The organism is Curtobacterium sp. APC 4022 (assembly GCF_030407555.1).
GTDB lineage: Bacteria > Actinomycetota > Actinomycetes > Actinomycetales > Microbacteriaceae > Curtobacterium.
Genome location: NZ_JASDDD010000025.1, coordinates 1 through 17,717, shown reverse-complemented (window position 1 = coordinate 17,717; position 17,717 = coordinate 1). Strand labels below are relative to the sequence as shown.

Here is a 17,717-nt window from a genome sequence, read left to right as displayed (position 1 = left end):
AGCCGGAACTGTCCCCAGTGTGGGGGTGTGTACCCCGAATTCTCGGGAGTGGTCCCCCCTACTGGGGACCTCTCATGTCCCCGTGCGTGATCGGCCCACTGCCAGGATCGGGCTCGGCGTGAACGGTCGTTCTCCGATTCCCTCGGGTCCTCGAGCGCCAGGTTCGCTGTCTCGACCCGAAAGTGACTCATGCTGCCTGCTCCCCAGGGCACCGCCCTGCCTCGCCGCGCGTTCGGCCTCCGCCCCCTCGCCATGCTCGGCGCCGCGCTGCTCGTCGGCGCCGGCCTGAGCACTGCAGCCGTGGTCTCCGCCGCGCCCGCCTCCGCCGCGGTGCAGGCGACGCAGGACAGCCGCTTCGTCTGCGACCAGAACACGCTGTACGCGACGAACAAGGCCGGCAAGGTCGTCGCAATCGACATCACGACGGGCGCGAGCAAGGGCACGACGGTCGACGTGGCTGACCTCGGCACGGGCGCGAACAACGGCCTCGGCATCTCCCGCGAGGGCGCGTCGATGTTCGCCGCCGCCAACGGCGGGACCGCCACGCTGCGGTCCTTCGACCCGAAGACGAACACCGCCTCCGCCCCGGTGACGACCGACAAGGTGCGCTCGGTCATCCGCGGTGCGGTGAACCCGGTCACCGGCATCTACTACTACGGCGACAACACCGGCGCGCTGATGGCCTACGACCCGGCGACCGGCAAGGCCATCGGGCAGGTCGGGCAGATCAACGGCCTGAAGTCCGGCAACGGCGACTTCGCCTTCAGCTCTCGCGGCCTGTTCTTCGTCGTCGCGGCCGACAAGGTGTACCGCGTCGACACCGAGACCGTCCCCACCACTGCGGGGACGACCGCGCTGACCACCACCGAGATCGCGACGCTGCCGTCCGGCACGAACAGCCCGGGCATCGCGTTCTCGTCCGACGGCTACCTCTACGTCTCGAACACGACGACCGGTGGGACGACGCAGAGCCCGGTCTCGACGACGACGCTCATGCAGCTCGACCCCACGTCGGGCGCCCAGGTCCGGAGCTTCCCGGTCGTCGGCAACTACAACGCCAGCGACCTGGCCACCTGCAACTACGCCGACACCGTCACCGGACGCGCGAGTGTCGACCAGCGGTGGAAGGCGACCGACCAGTTCGGCCTCGCGATCACCGGCGACGGCATCACCGCGACGAGCAAGGGCACCAGCGCCAGCACCGCCGGCAGCGCCACCGGCCTGCAGGACCAGAAAGCCGGCGCGATCCTCACCACGCCGGGCAAGAAGTACACGGTCGCGCAGACCGCCGCCGGCACCACCGACCTGGCGAACTACACGACCACGTGGAAGGCCGTCGACGTCAACAGCGGCACCGCCGTGGCGGCCGGCACCGGGCAGACCGCGGCGTTCACGTTCCCGCAGGCCGTGGGCACCGACGGCACCGACGTCGTCATCACGTTCACGAACACGCTCAAGCTCGTGCACGCCTCGACCACCGCCGACACGTACTCGACCCCGGTCGACACCACCCTCACGGTCCCGGCCGCTGGCGTGCTGGCGAACGACCGTGGCACCGGGCTGACGGTCACCAACCACACCGACCCGACCTCCGGCACGCTGACGATGAGCGCCACGGACGGCAGCTTCACGTACACACCGGACGCCGGGTCCTCGGGCACCGACCAGTTCGACTACACCGCGACCGACGGCAGCGGCCAGACCTCGACCAGCACGGTCACGATCACGGTCACCCCGACCGCCACCGACGACGCGTTCAGCGTGCACGCCGGCTCGACCGCCACCGCGGACGCCGCCCACGGCCTGCTCGCCAACGACCACGGCTCGCGCCTGAGCATCACCGGCAACACGACGCCGGCCCACGGTTCGCTGAGCCTCGCGGCCGACGGCTCGTACACGTACACGCCCGACGACCGCTTCTCAGGCGCCGACAGCTTCACGTACACGGCGAAGGACGGCTCCCGCGCGACGATCACCGGCACCGTCAGCATCACCGTGCTGCCGACCGCGAAGGCCGACGCCATCACCGCGACCGCCGGTCAGACCACGACCGTCGCCGCTCCGGGACTGCTCGGCAACGACCTCGGCTCGGGCCTGACCGTCACGGACACCACGACGCCCGCGCACGGCACGGTCACGGTCGGCACGGACGGCACGACCACGTACACGCCGGCGCCGGGGTACTCCGGGCCGGACGGCTTCGACGTGACGATCACCGACGGCAACGGCGAGTCCGACACCGTCACCGTCACGGTCCGGGTCGCCCCGAAGGCCGTCGACGACACCGCGACCGTCGACGCCGGCAGCTCGGTCAGCACGACCACCCGTGCCACCGGCGTCCTGGGCAACGACTCCGGCACGGCCCTGACCATCACGAACTCCACGGCACCGGGCCACGGCACGCTGGTGCTCGACGCCACCGCCGGCACGTACACGTACACGCCGACCGCGGGCTTCTCCGGGACGGACCGCTTCGACTACACCGCGACCGACGGGTCCGGTGCGGCGACGTCCGCCACGGTGACGATCACGGTCCGCCCCGTGGCCACCGCCGACACCGTGACCACGCCCGCCGACCACCCGGTCGTCATCGACGTGCAGGCGAACGACTCCGGCACCGGCCTGACCACCACGGTCGTCGGCCAGCCCCAGCACGGCACGGTCGCGGTCGCCACCGACGGCACCGTGCAGTACACGCCCGCCGTCGGCACCTCGGGGACGGACTCCTTCACCTACACGGTGACCGACGCCGCGGGGAGGACGACCGCCCCGGTGACCGTCACCGTGACCGTGACCCCGGTCGCGAACGGTGATGCCGCATCGGCGCAGGCCACGAAGACGCTGACGATCCCGGCCGCGACCGTGCTCGGCAACGACTCCGGCACCGGCCTGACCATCACGAAGGCCACCGGCACGTCCCACGCCGACGTGACGCTCGGCACGGACGGCACGATCACGTACACCGCGAAGCCCGGCTTCTCGGGGACCGACACCGTCACGTACACGGTGACCGATGCCTCCGGGCAGTCGACCACCGCGACGATCACGGTCGTCGTCGGGCCGATGGCGAAGCCCGACACCGCGACCGCCACCGCCGGCACGACCCTGACCGTGGCCAAGGCCGACGGCGTGCTCGCCAACGACCAGGGCTCCGACCTGCGGGCGAAGACCGACCGTGCGCCGGCGAACGGCACGCTCGACCTGCACGCCGACGGCTCGTACACCTACACGCCGGCCGACGGGTTCTCCGGCACGGACACCTTCACCTACACGGCGACCGACGGCTCCGGTGGGAAGTCCACCGGGCTCGTCACCGTGACCGTGCGGCCGAAGGCACAGGACGACCGCCTCACCACGACGGCCGGCACGCCGCTCGTCGTCACCGCGGGCACCCTCACCGGCAACGACGCAGGCACCGGCCTGACCGTCACCGCGGTCACCGACGGTGCGCACACCACCGTCGTCCTCGGCGCCGACGGCTCGATCACCATCACCCCGGCCGACGGGACCTCGGGCACCGACTCGTTCACCTACACGGTGACCGACGCCGCCGGGAACACCAGCACCGCCACCGTCCGTGTCCTCGTCGCCCCGGTCGCGACCGACGACGCCGGCACCGTCCGGGCAGGGGAGACCCTCACCCGCACGACCCCCGCCACCGGGGTCCTCGGCAACGACCGCGGCACCGGCCTGAGCATCACCCGCCACACCGAGCCGGGCCACGGCGTCCTGGTGCTCGACGACACCACCGGCGCGGTGAAGTACACGCCCGTCGACGGGTTCTCCGGCGACGACTCGTTCACCTACACGGTGACCGACACCGCCGGCACGCCCGCCACCGCCACGATGACGCTCGTCGTCACCCCGGCGACCGTGGACGACCGGGCGATCACCTCGGCCAACTGGCCCGTCACGATCGACGTCCAGGCGAACGACTCCGGCGTCGGCCTGCACACCGAGCTCGTCGGGGCGCCCGCACACGGCAGCGTCGTCCTCGAGCGGGACGGCACGGTCACCTACGCACCGGCTGCCGGGACCTCGGGGACGGACACGTTCACCTACCGGGTGACGGACGCCAGTGGACGCCCGAGCGGGCTGTCGACGGTGACCGTCACGGTCCTCCCGGTCGCGATGGCCGACACCGTCGGGACCGCAGCCGGCAAGCCCGTGTCGATCCCGGCGGCGACGCTGCTCGGCAACGACTCCGGCACCGGCCTGACCGTCACGACGGCGGGCGGCGCCGACCACGGCGACGTCTCCCTCGGCACGGACGGCACGGTTCGATACACGCCGACGCCCGGCTTCTCGGGGACCGACACGATCACGTACACGGTGACCGACGCCTCCGGGCAGTCCGCCACCGCGACCGTCATCGTGGTGGTCGGCCCGATGGCGACGCCCGACACCGTGACCGCGACGGCCGGGTCCACGCGCACCGTCGCGGAGGGTGACGGCGTCCTGACGAACGACCGTGGCACCGGCCTGACCGCGACCGTCGACCAGGTGCCCGCACACGGCACGCTCGACCTGCACGCCGACGGCTCGTACTCGTACACGCCGGCCGACGGGTTCTCCGGCACCGACCGCGCCACCTACACGGCGACCGACGGCGCGGGCACGAAGGCGACCGGCACCGTCACGATCACCGTGCGGCCCGCTGCCGGCGACGACACCCGCACCACGAGCGCCGGGCAGCCAGTCACCGCGACCTCGGCTGCGCTGACCGCCAACGACGCCGGCACCGGCGTGCACGTCACCGACGTCAGCGACGGCGCGCACGGCACCGCCACGGTCGACGCCGACGGCACCGTCACCTACGTCCCCACCGCCGGCTGGTCCGGCACGGACAGCGTCACGGTCACCGTGACCGACGCGATCGGCAGCACCGCGACCAGCACCCTCACCATCACGGTGACCCCGGTGCTCGCCGTACCCGACGCCACCGCCACCGCGGACGGCCAGCTCGTCGTCCCCGCCGGACAGGGCGTCCTCACCGGCTCCACCGGCACCGACCTCGAGGTCACCGGCCACGGCACCCCCGACCACGGCACCGTCGACGTCGGCAAGGACGGCTCGTACACGTACACCCCCGCGCCGGGGTACTCCGGGCCGGACGGGTTCGACGTGACCGTCACCGACGGCAGCGGCGGCACCACCACCGGCACCGTGACGATCACCGTCGCCCCGAAGACCGTCGACGACACCGCCACCACGACGGCCGGCAGCCCGGTCGCCGTCGCCGTCACGGGCAACGACTCCGGCACCAGCCTGCGCGTCACCGGTGTCGGCACGGCCGCGCACGGAGCAGTCAGCGTGACCGGCAGTGGGACCGTCACGTACGCCCCGGCGGCCGGGTTCTCCGGCACGGACACGTTCCGGTACACCGTCGTCGACCCGACCGGAGGCACCGCCTCGGCGACCGTCACCGTCACGGTCACGCCGACGGCCACGGCCGACGTCCTCCGCACCGCCGGTGGCCAGGCGCTCACCATCGCCGGTCGCGCCCTCACCGGCAACGACTCCGGCACCGGCCTCACCGTCACCGGACACGGCGACGCCCGACACGGCACCGTCACCACCGGCACCGACGGCGGACTCGTCTACACGCCGGCCGCCGGGTCCTCCGGCACCGACCGCTTCACCTACACGGTGACCGACGCCGCCGGACAGACGACGACGGCCACCGTCACCGTCCTGGTCGGCGCCGTCGCGGTCGACGACTGGAGCACCACGACCACCAACGGAACCGTCCGGATGGCCCGCACGCACGGCGTCCTGTCCGACGACTCCGGCACCGGACTCTGGGCCTCGGTCGACCTCCACCCGCAGCACGGCACACTCCGCCTCGCGACGGACGGGTCGTACGTGTACGCCCCGTCCGCGAACTGGTCCGGCCGCGACTGGTTCACCTACACGGCACACGACGCCGAGGAGAACACCGCCGTCGCCCTGGTCGCGATCGACGTCACCCCGACCGCGACCGCCGACACCGCCCGCACCACCGCGGGCACCGCCGTCACCGTCCGCGGACCCGGCGTGCTCGGCAACGACCGCGGCACCACGCTACGGGTCCTGTCCGTCGGGACGGCCGCCCACGGCACCGCGACCATCGCCGCCGACGGCACCTTCGTCTACACGCCGGCCGCCGGGTTCTCCGGCACCGACACCGTGCCGTACACGGTGCGGGACGCCAGCGGGCAGACCGTCGACACCAGCGTCACCGTGACCGTCGGCATCGCCGCGGCCGACGACACCGGCCGCACCGTCGCCGGGACGGCGCTCGCCGTGGACGCCCGCCACGGGCTGCTCGGCAACGACTCGGGCACCGGGCTCACCACGAGCCTCGCCCGCACGGCGGCACACGGCACGGTCCGCGTGCAGTCCGACGGGTCGTACGTCTACACGCCGGCCGCGGGGTTCACCGGACAGGACACGTTCACGTACACGGTGACCGACGCCTCCGGGCAGACCACCCGTGCGACCGCGACCATCACGGTCGTCGCCGCGGCGGTCGCCACCGACGACCGGGGCACCGGCCGGACCGGACGCGCCGTCACCGTCGAGCCGCTCGACAACGACAGCCCGACCGGCGGCGCCACGTTCGACACCGACACGCTGCACCTGGTCGACCCCGCCACCGGGCACATGACCGACCGGGTCACCGTGCGCGGCTCGGGCAGCTGGCACGTCGAGGACGGGGTCGTCACCTTCACGCCCGTCCGCGGCTTCCACGGCACCGAGAAGGTCGACTACACCGTGCAGGACAGCGCCGGGCAGGTCGTCACCGCGACGATCACCGTCACCTACCCGGTCGGGATCGCGGCCGTCGCCCACGTGGCGCAGCTCGCCTTCACCGGCAGCACGGGCCTGGCCGGGCTCGGGCTCGGGGCGCTCGCACTGCTGCTGGCCGGGGCGGCGCTGCTGCTCCGACGGCGGATGCTGGCCGACGGATCGGTCGAGGAGACCGGGCCGATCGGACCGCGCCGGCGCCGGTAGGCGTCGTCCGGAGTTCCGTGACAGCCGGGAGGCCCGGATCACGTCAGCCGATCGGCTCACGTGATCCGGGCCTCCCGTCCATGTGTGGCGCGGGCGCGGCCCGTCAGTCGGTGCGGAGCGTGTCGTTCTCGTCGGACGCCACCGGCTCGACCGGGGTCCAGCCGTACCAGCGGCCGTCGACCTCGGCCGTGAGGCGGCCGTCGCCGCAGGTGACGAGGGACGTCGTCGGCAGCCGGTCGGGCAGGAAGCCCGCGGTCATCGCCGGGCCGCCCTTCGCGCCGTCGACCGACTTGCACGCGCTCGTGTCGACCCCGTCGGCCGACGTGAAGCCGATGACGTAGCCGGGCTTGCTCGTGTCGAGCCGGACGTCGATGTCCTTCGCATCCGTCGGCACCCACTTCGGCATGAACCAGGCGAGGTCCTCGGAGTCCGCCGTCGACGGGGCATCGGCGTAGGTGTCGAAGTGCTCCTGCTGCTCGGGCAGGTACGGCTTCACCACGCTGCAGCCGGCGAGGGCCAGGACGATGACGCCCATGCCGAGGACGCCGACCGCGGAGGTGAGGGCCGAACGCTCGGATCGGGTGGTGGTCTGGGTGGTGTCGGCTGTGGTGTCGTTCGTGGTGCGGTGCTGCGTCGAGGTCATGTGTCCATCGTCTCGACGGGGTACCTGCCCCGGAATGTGGCCACCTGCCGGAACGGGGTGGGGCTGACCCCCGGGTTGCCGGGCTACTGTGCCGGGATGGCTGACGACCCGATGCGCGCCCTGTTCTCGAGCGCGATGACCGCTGTTCCGGGCGGCGGCGACGCCGGACGGGCGGCCGGACTCGTGGGGCTCCTCGGGCTGCTGACCGCGCTCGTCTCGCTGGTCGGCGCCGTTGTGGTGGGGATCGGCGCGTTCGTCGTCGTGCTCGCACCGCTGGTGGTCGGGTTGGGTGTGGGGCTGCTGCCCGGCTTCACTCCGGGTCCCTGACCGGGGATCGCCGCCGTTCGATCCGTCGCGTCAGCCGACCCGCTGTTCCAGGCGATCCGTTGCCAGGTGGACAGCGCCTCCCAGCGCGTCGGGTCGAACCGGAACATGCTGCCCATGCCCGGCTGGTCGAGCTCGCGGATGATCGGGACCCGGGTGAAGCTCGCCAGCAGGAGCGCCCCGACCCCGCCGTGCGCCACGAACACGATCGACCGCTGCGGCGTCTCGGCGACGAGCTGACGGACCGCCTGCTCGATCCGGCGCTGCGCATCGACGGCCCGTTCCCATCCGCGGACCGACTCCAGAGGCCGGGCGAAGAACGCATCGACGGTCGGCTCGAACTCCTGCGGGTCGAGGTAGCCCGTGGCGCTGCGGTCCATCTCGCCCAGTCGCGCGTCGACTTCGGCGTCGAGCTGCCAGGACCTGGCGAGCACCGCGGCGGTGTCGAGCGCCTTCCGCTCGGTGCTGCTGACCAGCCGCTCCGGCCGGGGCAGGACAGAAGCGGCACGTCCGGCGCGAGCAGCTCCCTGCGGTGACAGGCCCCAGTCCTCGATCGGCACGGCGGGGTCCACGACGACCTCGGGGTGGGTGAGGAACGTGCAGTGCATCCGACGACAGTACTGTCGGGGTGTGGTCCTCGTCGGTGGTCGAACCGTGCTCGACGTCATCTCGCCGGAGCTCGCGCGCCGCATCGTCGCGCGTGACGAGCAGCCGGGGGACGACTGGCATCCGGAGTACCCGTTCGCGGACGAGCTCGACCCGCTGCGGTCGCTCGGGGCTGCATCGAGCCCCGACCCGGTCTTCACCATGTACCTGGTCCGGCGGCGATCGGACGGCTCGGCGGTCGGCGGCATCGGGTTCTTCGGGCCGCCGGACGGCACCGGGACCGTGGAGTTCGGGTACGGGCTCGTCCCGTCGGCCCGGGGTGCAGGAATCGCGACCGAGGCCGTCGAGCTGGCACTCCAGCATGCGGCTGACAACGGGGCACGGGCGGCCGTCGCGGACACCGACGTCGCGAACGTCGCCTCGCAGCGGGTCCTCGAGAAGAACGGCTTCGTCGAGGTCCGGCGCGGCGCAGCGCTCGTGTTCTACCGACGTGAGCTCGTCTGACGGACGGTTGCCGCGCCTCCCGGCTGGTGTTCGTCGCCGTCAGACCTCCCAGTCCGACGAGTACGTCCTGCCCTGCAGCAGTCGTGCCAGTTCGACGTGGACCGACACCGTCTTGTCGAGACGATCGGCGCGGTCCGGCCGCAGCTGGTCGCCGTCCCAGTCCCGCTCGGAGAAGTACGCCGTGTAGGGGTTCACGATGCACTTGAAGTCCAGCATCAATGACTGCGCGAGTGGTCCGGTCGCCATCGTGCTGTGCGGCAGACCGGCAGCGCAGACGAACGTGACGACCTTGTCGAACCATGCCGCGCGCCGACCTGCACCGGTCGCGCCGGTGGACTCGATGAGCGACTTCACCGTCGATGACGGCGCCCAGTTGTAGATCGGGAAGGCGAGGACGACGCCGTCCGCTTCGTCGATGACGCGGTGCACGGCGTGGAACTCGTCGCTGTCGAAGACACCGTCGTTGTCGAACGGCGGCAGCGAGACGTCGGCCAGGTCGACGACCGTGCTCCGGTGTCCCTGGCTGGCGATGGCGTCAGCAACCTGTTCGGCGAGTCGGCGGCTCACGCTCGCCGGGTCGAGGCTGCAGGAGAAGACCGGGAGGTTCAGCGACGACACACGAGCACGGTACCGAAGCGACGGGTCATCCGACGCGACGGCTCCGCTGCCGTCGGACCTGCACGAGCATCACCGTCAGCGCGAGCCCGATCAGCACCGGGATCCAGACGGATCCGGATGCGGCCGGTGCCACCACGACTCCGAGCACCAGGCAGATCCCCGCACAGACCGCGATGACGATGTCACTGGCTGTCCACTTCATGGTCGTCCCCTCGTTCGACTTCCTGACACGCTACGACTCTGCTGCGCCGGTGTCACCCCGGGAGGCACGCCGGCTTCGGCTGGCAGTACGGCTCTGGGATCAGCCGAGGTCCAGACAGAGCGCCATGACGGCCTGCTGCACGGGGAGCAGCGGTGCCTTGAAGGCGTGCCCGACGAAGGCGCGGTGGTCGATCGCGTCGGCGCTCACCTCTCGGCCGCGGATGAACGGCGGGCAGGGCGCGAAGCGGACTCCGACCGGCGCCCGGTCGAGCAGTTCCGCGGTGACGCGGAACGGCGCGAGCGCGTCGGCATGACGGCCGGGTCCGTCGGTCAGGACCACGTCTGCTGACCGGACCGCAGCCTCCAGGTCGTCGGTCCAGACCGCACCCGGAGTCGCGAGCTCAGCGGGGCAGCACTGCACCAGGTCGAGTTGCAGGACGCGAGCGGCCTCTTGCCAGGCGCGGGCGATGTTGCCGTCCGCGCCCACGAAGAGGAAGCGGAGCGCGGTGATGTCGCCGTGTCGGCGCAGCGAGAACAGGTCGGCGAGCACCTCGCACGGATGGTTCTCGTCGGTCATCGCGTTCACGACGGGCAGCGCCTGTGCCGCGGCCAGTTGCTCGATGACCGCCAGGTCGGGGTGCCGGGCCACGACGATGTCGGCCCAAGGAGCCAGGTACTCGGCGACGTCCGCGAGCGCCTCCGGTTTGTCGAGCGTCTTGTCCGGGAACACGATCGGCTGCAAGCCCATCAGGGACGCTCCGCGTTCGAACGTCACACGCGTGCGCAGGCTCGTCGACGGGAAGAAGAGGACAGCTGCGCCCTGCGTCGTCGGACCGCGGCCCTGGTCGTAGGCGTCAGCGAGGGCGAAGACCGCTTCGACGTCGTCCGCCGACCAGGCGTCGAGGGTGGTGAGGGACCGCATGGCACCACCGTAGACAGTGGCGAGTCTGCTCATCGTGCCGCGGAGTCCGCTGCCTCCTGGCTCCCCAGCCACTCTGTGAACCGCGGACCGATGACCTCGGCGTCTGCTCCGGGAACCAGCGCCCCGTTCCGGAAGGCCCGCCCCATCGCGCCCGGGATCGGCAACGGGACCGCGACCACACCCCGGTCGGGCAGGGACCGCGTCATCTCCCAGAGTGTCATCGTCTCCGGGCCCGCAACGTTGACCGCTGTCTCGGTCCGGAGGCCCGTGGCGACGTCGGCGACGACCGTCGCGACGCTGTCGAGTGCGACCGGCGCGATGGTCATGCCGGGCACGAGTGCGAACGGCCCGGTCCGCATGCGCTCGAGGTTCTGTCGAGCGAACTCGAACCACTGTGTCGAGCGCACGATCGTGAGTCGCGGGCTCACGTCCCTCGCGATCTGCTCCTGGATGGTCTTGCCGGCGAAGTACCCGTAGCCCTGCACCGCGGGGAGCGTGCAGTTGACGATCGACAGGAGCACGTGGTGCGCCTGGAGGTCCGTCGCGGCTGCGGCGATCGCTCGTGTCGAGTGGCCGAAGAAGTCGGTGGCGCGCCGCCGGCTCGTGGTGAACATGCCGGTCGCCTCGACGATGACGTCAGCTCCCGCCAGTCGCTTCGTGGCGTCGTCACGGAGCACGTCGAAACCGGTCGCTCGCGAATGTCGCGTCACGTGGCACCCTCGTGCCTGCAGCGCCTGTTCGATCGCGCGTCCGGAAGCGCCCCCACCCACCACTGCAACCTGCATGCCGTCCCCCTCGTGTCTCTACAGATGTAGAGGATACTACGATCGACTGGTGTCCGAGCGGCGGAAGTCCCTGGCAGACGCTGGTCTGCGGCTGGTCGCACGCGAGGGCGTGCGCGCGCTGACGCACCGGGCGGTCGACGCAGAGGCCGGGGTCCCAGCGGGATCAACCTCGTACTACGCGCGGAGCCGGAACGAACTCACGGCCCTCGTGGTCGCTCGGATCTCCGAACGTCTCGCGACCACGCTCGAGACCGTGGCCGTGCCTCCCGTCCTCGACGTCGATGCCGCGACCGGCATCGCGGAGGGGTTCCTCGAGACACTGGCGCGCGAGCACGATGCCCAGGCAGCGCGACTGGCGTTGCTCGCCGAACTGCGGGCCGACGATGCGGTGCGGACGCCCCTGACCGCGGCGGACCCCGTCCGCGCCGCACTCATCGCCACCGCAGAGCAGATCCTCCGCGCGCTGGGCGTGCCCGATGCCCCTGTGGCCGCGGTCGACTTCGTCGGCCTGGTCGACGCGCTCCTGCTCTACCGCATCGCTCGCGTCGGCCCGATCGACTCACATCGCGTCCTCACCGCCTACCTCGGAGGTCTCGCATCGCGGTGACGGAGAGATCGATCCCTAGGGAGGGTTGAGCGATCAGAACAGCGGCTCGATGAGGTGCGGCCCGTCGTTCCGCACACTGTTCACTGTCCGAGCGACCTCGTACTGCTCGAGGCCCGCCGCGACCTCGAGGGAGTCCCGGTCGAGCAGCGCGAGCAGGTCGTTGGTGCCGGCACCGTCGCCGAGCCAGGCGTCGTAGCCGTCGGGGGTCAGGAACGCCGGCATCCGGTCGTGCACCTCACCCGGAGCGACGTGGGCGTCCCGCGTGATGATCGCGAGCGACAGTCGCCACTTGTCCGGGTCGTCCTCGGGCTTCGTGGGGTCGGGCCAGGCACTGACGACACCGGCCATCGCCAGCGCACCGCCGGGCTCGTGGACGAAGTGCGGCTCCTTGCCGTCCTCCCGCACGACCCACTCGTAGTAGCCCTGCGCCGGCACGATGCAGCGGTTCGTCGCGAACGCCCGCTTGAACATGCCGCTCGTGGCGACGGTCTCGATGCGGGCGTTGATCGGCTTCGGGCGCTGCTTCTGGAAGTCCTTCGCCCAGCTCGGTACGAAGCCCCAGCTGATCTGCGGCAGTTCACGCTGCCCGTGCCGCTGCCGGACCGCGTAGACGGGGTCGGTCGGCGCGACGTTCCAGCTCGGCGCGAGGCCAGCGTGGACCTCGCCGGTGTCCTCGTCGACGTGCTCGGTGCGCGCCGCGAGCTCCCCGACGAGTTCGGGCAGCAGGTCAGCGGTGGTGTCGGAGACGACGAAGCGGCCACACATGAGCCCAGTGTGCACGGAGCCGCCGACGCGGGTGCTGGTCACAGTGCGCTGTAGCCCGCCGGCAACGGCCCGCGGCCCGACAGCGCCCGCAGCAGCAGCGGCCCGTCCCCACGCCGGATCGCCGCCTCCGCGAGCAACAGACTGGAGGCCCGCACCGACTCCGCCGGTACCGCGACGTCCACGACATGGCCGGCTCCGGCGACCGCACGCACCAGGTCGTCCCCGTGCACGACGAGTTCCAGCACCCGGGTGCAGAGGTACTCGTCCACGGGGAGACGGAGGCCGCCCACGACGGTGATGCGGGCCTCCCGTCCGGCGGTGTCGACCGCAGCGAGTGCGCGGTCGCGAGCCAGGGCCACCGCAGCTGCCGGTTCGGAGCCGAGCGCAGCGCCGGCGGCGACGCCCCGGGCGGCGACGTCGTCGGGGTCCGCGACGGAGCCCGCGGTGGCGCGGAGGTAGCCGGCGGCGTCCTGGACGTCGTGGGAATCGTCGGGGGAGTCCTTCGCCGACAGGTAGGCGGCGACGGTCAGCAGTGCGCGGTTCGTGTGACCGACGAAGGCGCGGACGTCCCACACGCCGAGCGCCGGGGTGGTCCAGAGCGCAGGGTCGTCCGCCGGCGTCGGGAGGGCATCGACGACCTCGACGAACCAGGCTGCAGTCGTGGCGAAGAGCTGGCGGGGGTCCATGCGCTCATCCTGTCCCGAGCGACGCCTGGCGTCACCCGTCTCCCGGGTCAGCCTCCGGGCAGCCCGATCTTCGATCCGGACGGGAACCGGTTGCGTGCGGTCGGGGGCGTGGCTGCCGTCTCGGACGGCGGCAACGCGGCGGCGGCGCGGTGCGCACGCTCGGTCCGGCCGAGCTGCAGGAACGTGGAGGGGAGGGTCCAGACGACCAGGAGCGTCATCGTGAAGCCCACCGTGGCCCGGTCGCTGGTGGTGAGCAGCGCGATGCCCGCGAGCGAGCAGCCGATCAGCACCGCTGCGGCCCGTGCGACGTCGACCACGAGCGTCCGCCGCACCAGTGCCGTGTCGTGCAGGACGTCGGCGCGGTCCTCGGGTCGCATCTCGGGCGGCTGCGGGACCAGGTAGCGCTGTACGGAGGCGCGGGCCAGCCGCGTCGTCTCCGGACGGACTCGTTCGCCGTCGATCGTGGCGGGCGGCTCGTGGGTCTGCGCGAGCGGGAAGCACCCGACGGTGACCAGGCCGGCCGCCAGCGAGGTGAGCACCACCACGATCGTCGCCCGGACGGGTCCGGTGCCGGTCCAGCCGGTGTTCACGACGGTGAGGCCGAGCACCAGGGCTGCGAGGGGTCCCACGACGACGCCCCCGGTGACGGCACGTCGGAAGCGCTTCGGCGAGACGTCCTCGCCGAACCGCGCACGGAACACCTGCCACCCCAGTCGGATCACGGCCCCTGTCTACCGGCTCCCGCTGAGGATCGCTCGGACACGCCCGGCCATCTGCGGCGGTGCGGCACCCCGGTCGCGCGACCCCGCGCCTCCACAGCGATCGTCCAGCGACGGTCGATGACCTGGCGGCATGAGTCTCGACATCGTCTACACCGCTGCCGCCCACGCCACCGGAGGCGGCCGCGACGGACACGTCCGCACCGAGGACGACCGCATCGACCTCGACACCCGACCGCCGAAGGAGATGGGCGGCAGCGGCGAGGGCACCAACCCCGAGCAGCTCTTCGCCGCCGGGTACGCGGCCTGCTTCCTCGGCGCGCTGCACGCCGCCGGCCGTGAGCTGACGCTGGACACGACCGGCGCCGAGGTCTCCGCCGAGGTCAGCATCGGCGGCAACGGCTCGGGCGGCTTCGGTCTGGCCGTCGAGCTCGACGTGTACGCACCGAGCGTCGCCGGACCCGAACGACAGCGGCTGGTCGAGCTCGCGCACACCATCTGCCCCTACTCGAACGCCACGCGCGGCAACATCACGGTGACGCTCTCGCTCGTCGACTGAGGCGCTCGCGGTGCTCGCCGCTCCCTAGGCTGGAGCGGTGAGCCCCGACCGCTGTCCCTGCCTGAGCGGCAACCCCTACGACGAGTGCTGCGGCCCCCTCCACGCCGGCGCGCCCGCACCCACCGCCGAGCGGCTGATGCGGTCGCGGTTCTCCGCCTTCGCGCTCGGCCTGCCGGAGTACCTGCTCCGCAGCTGGCACCCGCGCACCCGGCCGGAGTCGCTCGACCTGGACCCCGGGCAGCGCTGGACGCGGCTCGACATCGTCGGCACCCAGTCGGGAGGCCCGTTCGACTCCGCCGGCACCGTCACCTTCCGCGCGTGGTGGCGCTCCGACACCGAGCGCGGGACGCTCGAGGAGACGAGTGACTTCGTCCGCGAGGGCGGGCACTGGTACTACGTGGACGGTGTCGTGGTCTGAGGTTCGGCGGCGGCTTCGGCCTCGAGCTGGGGTGCCGTCCGTCCGTCTGGCCGCCGAGACGCCGGCGTCTCGGTGAGACGGCGCGGTCTGCTCGAGACGCCGCGGAGTTCGGCGGCGTCTCGGGCGATCGGCGGCGCCGGACGGAGACGGGGGCGTCTCGCCGCAGGGCCCGCGTCAGCCGATGGTCTCCGGCAGGCCCACGGCAGCGCGCATGGCCCGGCGGACCTCGGCCTCGGCGGGCAGCAGCTCGTCCTCGTCCCCGGTCAGGAAGAAGCGGATCTGCCCGATCGCCTGCTCGCTGAGCATGTCGAGGCCGTTCAGCACCCGGCCGCCCGCAGCCGTCCACGCCGTGGAGGCCCGGGTCGGCCACGGCTCGTACGCCACGTCGAACAGCACCGCGTCCGGACCGGACGGCACGAGGGGCAGTTCGTCCGCCGCGCCTCCCGGCAGGGTCGACACCACGAAGCCCATCGGGTCCGTCGAACCGAGGTCCCGCAGGTCGTGGACCTCGAGCGTCACACCGAGTCGAGCCGCCAGTAGCACCAGGTCGCCCGCCTTCCCGGTGTCGCGCAGGAACACCCGGACCAGTGAGGCGCCGAGTCGCAGTGACGCGGTGAGGGCGCTCGCCGCGGTCGCCCCGCCGCCCAGGATGGTGGCTTCGCCCGGCACGTGACCGAGCGCCGCGACCGGGCGGACGATCCCCTCGACGTCGGTGTTCGCACCCGCCAGGACGACCGACGAGCCCTCTCGGCGGAACGCGACCGTGTTCGCGACCCCGAGCTCGTCGACGAGCGGGGTCGTCCGGTCGAGCAGGGGGAGCACCTCGCGCTTCAGCGGCATCGTGAGACTGAGGCCACGCCACTCGGAGCCGAGCCCCGCGACGAACGCGGCGAGCCCACCGGACGCGACCTCGTGCCTCCCGTACGAGAACGGCACCCCGAGCACGTCGTAGGCCGCAGCGTGCAGCGTGGGGGAGAGCGAGTGCGCGATCGGGGAGCCGAGAACGGCGAGTTCCGTGCGGTCGGCGTCAGGGAAGGTGAGGGCCACGCGCGCAGCCTATCCAGGCAGGCCCCGGCGCCCACCCGGGCCGCGAACCCTTAGGTTAGGCTACCCTTCGTGATTCGTTCCTCCCTCTCCAAGCGCCGTTCCGGGCGTGTGCTCGCCGCGGCCGGCGCCGTCGTCGCGGCCGCGCTCGTGCTGGCCGGGTGCTCCTCGTCGAGCCCCTCGTCCTCGTCGTCCTCCGCCGGCTCGTCGGACGGCGCCTTCCCCGTGTCGATCACGACCGGGCTCGGCACCACGACGATCGCCTCCGCCCCCAAGCGCGTCGTCGCTCTCGGCTGGGGAGACGCCGAGACGGCCCTCGAACTCGGCGTGGAGCCCGTCGGCGCCAGTGACTGGCTCGCCTTCGGTGGCGACGGCGTCGGCCCGTGGCTCAAGGGGGCGTACAAGAAGTCCCCGAAGATCATCAAGACGCTCGAGCCCAGCTACGAAGACATCCTCAAGCTCAAGCCGGACCTGATCCTCGACGTGAAGTCCTCGGGCGACAAGGACCGCTACGACAAGCTGTCCGCCATCGCCCCGACCGTCGCGATCCCGAAGGGCGGCGAGAACTACCTCACCTCCACCACGCAGCAGGTCGACATGATCTCGAAGGCTCTGGGCAAGGAGTCCGAGGGCAAGAAGCTGCTCAGCGACCTCGACGACTCGTACGCCGCCGCACGCAAGGCGCACCCGGACTTCGAGGGGAAGACGGCTGCGATCGGCGCGTACACGTCCGAGGGCTTCGGCGTCTACGCCTCCCGCGACAGCCGCGCGACGTTCATGCAGAACCTCGGCTTCACGATCCCGTCCGCGATCGACAAGGCCGCCGGCAAGGAGTTCTCGGTCTCACTGTCGAACGAGAACCTCGATCTCCTCGACGCCGATCTCACCGTCGTGCTGCCGATCTACGTCGACGCGTCGAAGGCCACCGCGGACCCGCTGTTCCAGAAGGTGCCGTCGGTCGAGGCCGGGCACTCCATCGTCGTGGACGACTCGGACGTCTCGAACGCGTTCTCGCTCGGGACGACCGCCGCGATCGAGTGGGCGCTGAAGCGGCTGCCGGACGAGTTCGCCTCGAAGCTCGGCTGAGGCCGGGGCGCCGGGGCGCCGGGCCGCCGCGGGCGCTGCGGGCGCCGCCGGAGTCGCTGCGGGCGCTGGGGCGCCACGGCGCTGCGCCTGGCGGGCGCTGCGCGGCGCGAGCGGGACCCGCACAACCGGAACCGGCCCGCACCACGGTATGTCGTGGTGCGGGCCGGTTTGTGTTGTGCGTGGGTGCCGCGGCAGCGGGCGCCGGGCCGGCGGGGCGCCGGACGTGGGCCGGTC

At 72.1% G+C, this 17,717-nt stretch carries 16 protein-coding genes; 6 read left to right on the top strand and 10 right to left on the bottom strand.

All coding sequences use genetic code 11. The features are described from left to right. Positions 1 to 189 precede the first annotated feature (189 nt). Positions 190 to 6,996, top strand: coding sequence for an Ig-like domain-containing protein (locus tag QL987_RS09635; protein ID WP_290157417.1), 6,807 nt, complete (start codon positions 190 to 192; stop codon positions 6,994 to 6,996). Positions 6,997 to 7,099: 103 nt separating this feature from the next. On the opposite strand, the gene QL987_RS09630 is transcribed toward QL987_RS09635, so the two are convergent. Both QL987_RS09630 and QL987_RS09625 read right to left on the bottom strand, forming a co-directional pair. Beyond that, complete coding sequence (locus QL987_RS09630) at positions 7,100 to 7,639, bottom strand: hypothetical protein (protein WP_290157415.1); 540 nt, start codon at positions 7,637 to 7,639, stop codon at positions 7,100 to 7,102. An 83-nt stretch (positions 7,640 to 7,722) separates the two neighbouring features. Then, positions 7,723 to 8,571 (bottom strand): histidine phosphatase family protein, encoded by an 849-nt coding sequence (locus tag QL987_RS09625; RefSeq protein WP_290157414.1) that lies wholly within the window; start codon positions 8,569 to 8,571, stop codon positions 7,723 to 7,725. Positions 8,572 to 8,593: 22 nt separating this feature from the next. On the opposite strand from QL987_RS09625, the gene QL987_RS09620 reads away from it, so the two are divergent. Beyond that, a complete protein-coding gene (locus QL987_RS09620; RefSeq protein ID WP_290157413.1) occupies positions 8,594 to 9,073 on the top strand; it encodes a GNAT family N-acetyltransferase in 480 nt (159 codons plus the stop codon). Between the two features lie 39 nt (positions 9,074 to 9,112). Here the strand turns inward: QL987_RS09620 and QL987_RS09615 are convergent, their stop codons facing one another. From QL987_RS09615 to QL987_RS09600, 4 genes are all read right to left on the bottom strand, one after another. After that, positions 9,113 to 9,691 (bottom strand): NADPH-dependent FMN reductase, encoded by a 579-nt coding sequence (locus QL987_RS09615; RefSeq protein ID WP_290157411.1) that lies wholly within the window; start codon positions 9,689 to 9,691, stop codon positions 9,113 to 9,115. Positions 9,692 to 9,716: 25 nt separating this feature from the next. After that, entirely contained in the window at positions 9,717 to 9,893 is a 177-nt protein-coding gene (locus QL987_RS09610) for a hypothetical protein (protein ID WP_290157410.1), read from the bottom strand. Between the two features lie 99 nt (positions 9,894 to 9,992). Then, positions 9,993 to 10,814 carry an ornithine carbamoyltransferase gene (locus QL987_RS09605; RefSeq protein ID WP_290157409.1) on the bottom strand — a complete coding sequence of 274 codons (822 nt, stop codon included), beginning with the start codon at positions 10,812 to 10,814 and terminating at the stop codon, positions 9,993 to 9,995. A gap of 29 nt (positions 10,815 to 10,843) precedes the next feature. Then, positions 10,844 to 11,524, bottom strand: a complete 681-nt coding sequence (locus QL987_RS09600; RefSeq protein ID WP_290157408.1) for a hypothetical protein — start codon at positions 11,522 to 11,524, stop codon at positions 10,844 to 10,846. Positions 11,525 to 11,648: 124 nt separating this feature from the next. On the opposite strand from QL987_RS09600, the gene QL987_RS09595 reads away from it, so the two are divergent. Beyond that, the gene (locus QL987_RS09595; protein ID WP_290157407.1) at positions 11,649 to 12,206 is read left to right on the top strand and encodes a hypothetical protein; all 558 of its coding nucleotides are present in this window, start codon (positions 11,649 to 11,651) and stop codon (positions 12,204 to 12,206) included. A gap of 33 nt (positions 12,207 to 12,239) precedes the next feature. On the opposite strand, the gene QL987_RS09590 is transcribed toward QL987_RS09595, so the two are convergent. From QL987_RS09590 to QL987_RS09580, 3 genes are read right to left on the bottom strand one after another with little or no spacing between them, the layout of a single operon-like run. Continuing rightward, positions 12,240 to 12,971 carry an SOS response-associated peptidase gene (locus QL987_RS09590; protein ID WP_290157406.1) on the bottom strand — a complete coding sequence of 244 codons (732 nt, stop codon included), beginning with the start codon at positions 12,969 to 12,971 and terminating at the stop codon, positions 12,240 to 12,242. A 38-nt stretch (positions 12,972 to 13,009) separates the two neighbouring features. After that, a complete protein-coding gene (locus QL987_RS09585) occupies positions 13,010 to 13,657 on the bottom strand; it encodes a maleylpyruvate isomerase N-terminal domain-containing protein (protein WP_290157404.1) in 648 nt (215 codons plus the stop codon). A gap of 47 nt (positions 13,658 to 13,704) precedes the next feature. Then, positions 13,705 to 14,379: a hypothetical protein gene (locus QL987_RS09580; protein WP_290157403.1), complete on the bottom strand. Its 675-nt coding sequence runs from the start codon at positions 14,377 to 14,379 to the stop codon at positions 13,705 to 13,707. 130 nt (positions 14,380 to 14,509) lie between these two features. Between QL987_RS09580 and QL987_RS09575 the strand changes: the two genes are divergently transcribed. Then, positions 14,510 to 14,935, top strand: coding sequence for an organic hydroperoxide resistance protein (locus tag QL987_RS09575; RefSeq protein WP_111074879.1), 426 nt, complete (start codon positions 14,510 to 14,512; stop codon positions 14,933 to 14,935). Positions 14,936 to 14,972: 37 nt separating this feature from the next. Beyond that, positions 14,973 to 15,353 (top strand): YchJ family metal-binding protein, encoded by a 381-nt coding sequence (locus QL987_RS09570; RefSeq protein WP_290157402.1) that lies wholly within the window; start codon positions 14,973 to 14,975, stop codon positions 15,351 to 15,353. A 174-nt stretch (positions 15,354 to 15,527) separates the two neighbouring features. Here the strand turns inward: QL987_RS09570 and QL987_RS09565 are convergent, their stop codons facing one another. Next, positions 15,528 to 16,400, bottom strand: a complete 873-nt coding sequence (locus QL987_RS09565) for a shikimate dehydrogenase (protein ID WP_290157401.1) — start codon at positions 16,398 to 16,400, stop codon at positions 15,528 to 15,530. Between the two features lie 69 nt (positions 16,401 to 16,469). Between QL987_RS09565 and QL987_RS09560 the strand changes: the two genes are divergently transcribed. Then, positions 16,470 to 17,483 (top strand): iron-siderophore ABC transporter substrate-binding protein, encoded by a 1,014-nt coding sequence (locus QL987_RS09560; RefSeq protein ID WP_290157400.1) that lies wholly within the window; start codon positions 16,470 to 16,472, stop codon positions 17,481 to 17,483. Positions 17,484 to 17,717 lie beyond the last annotated feature (234 nt).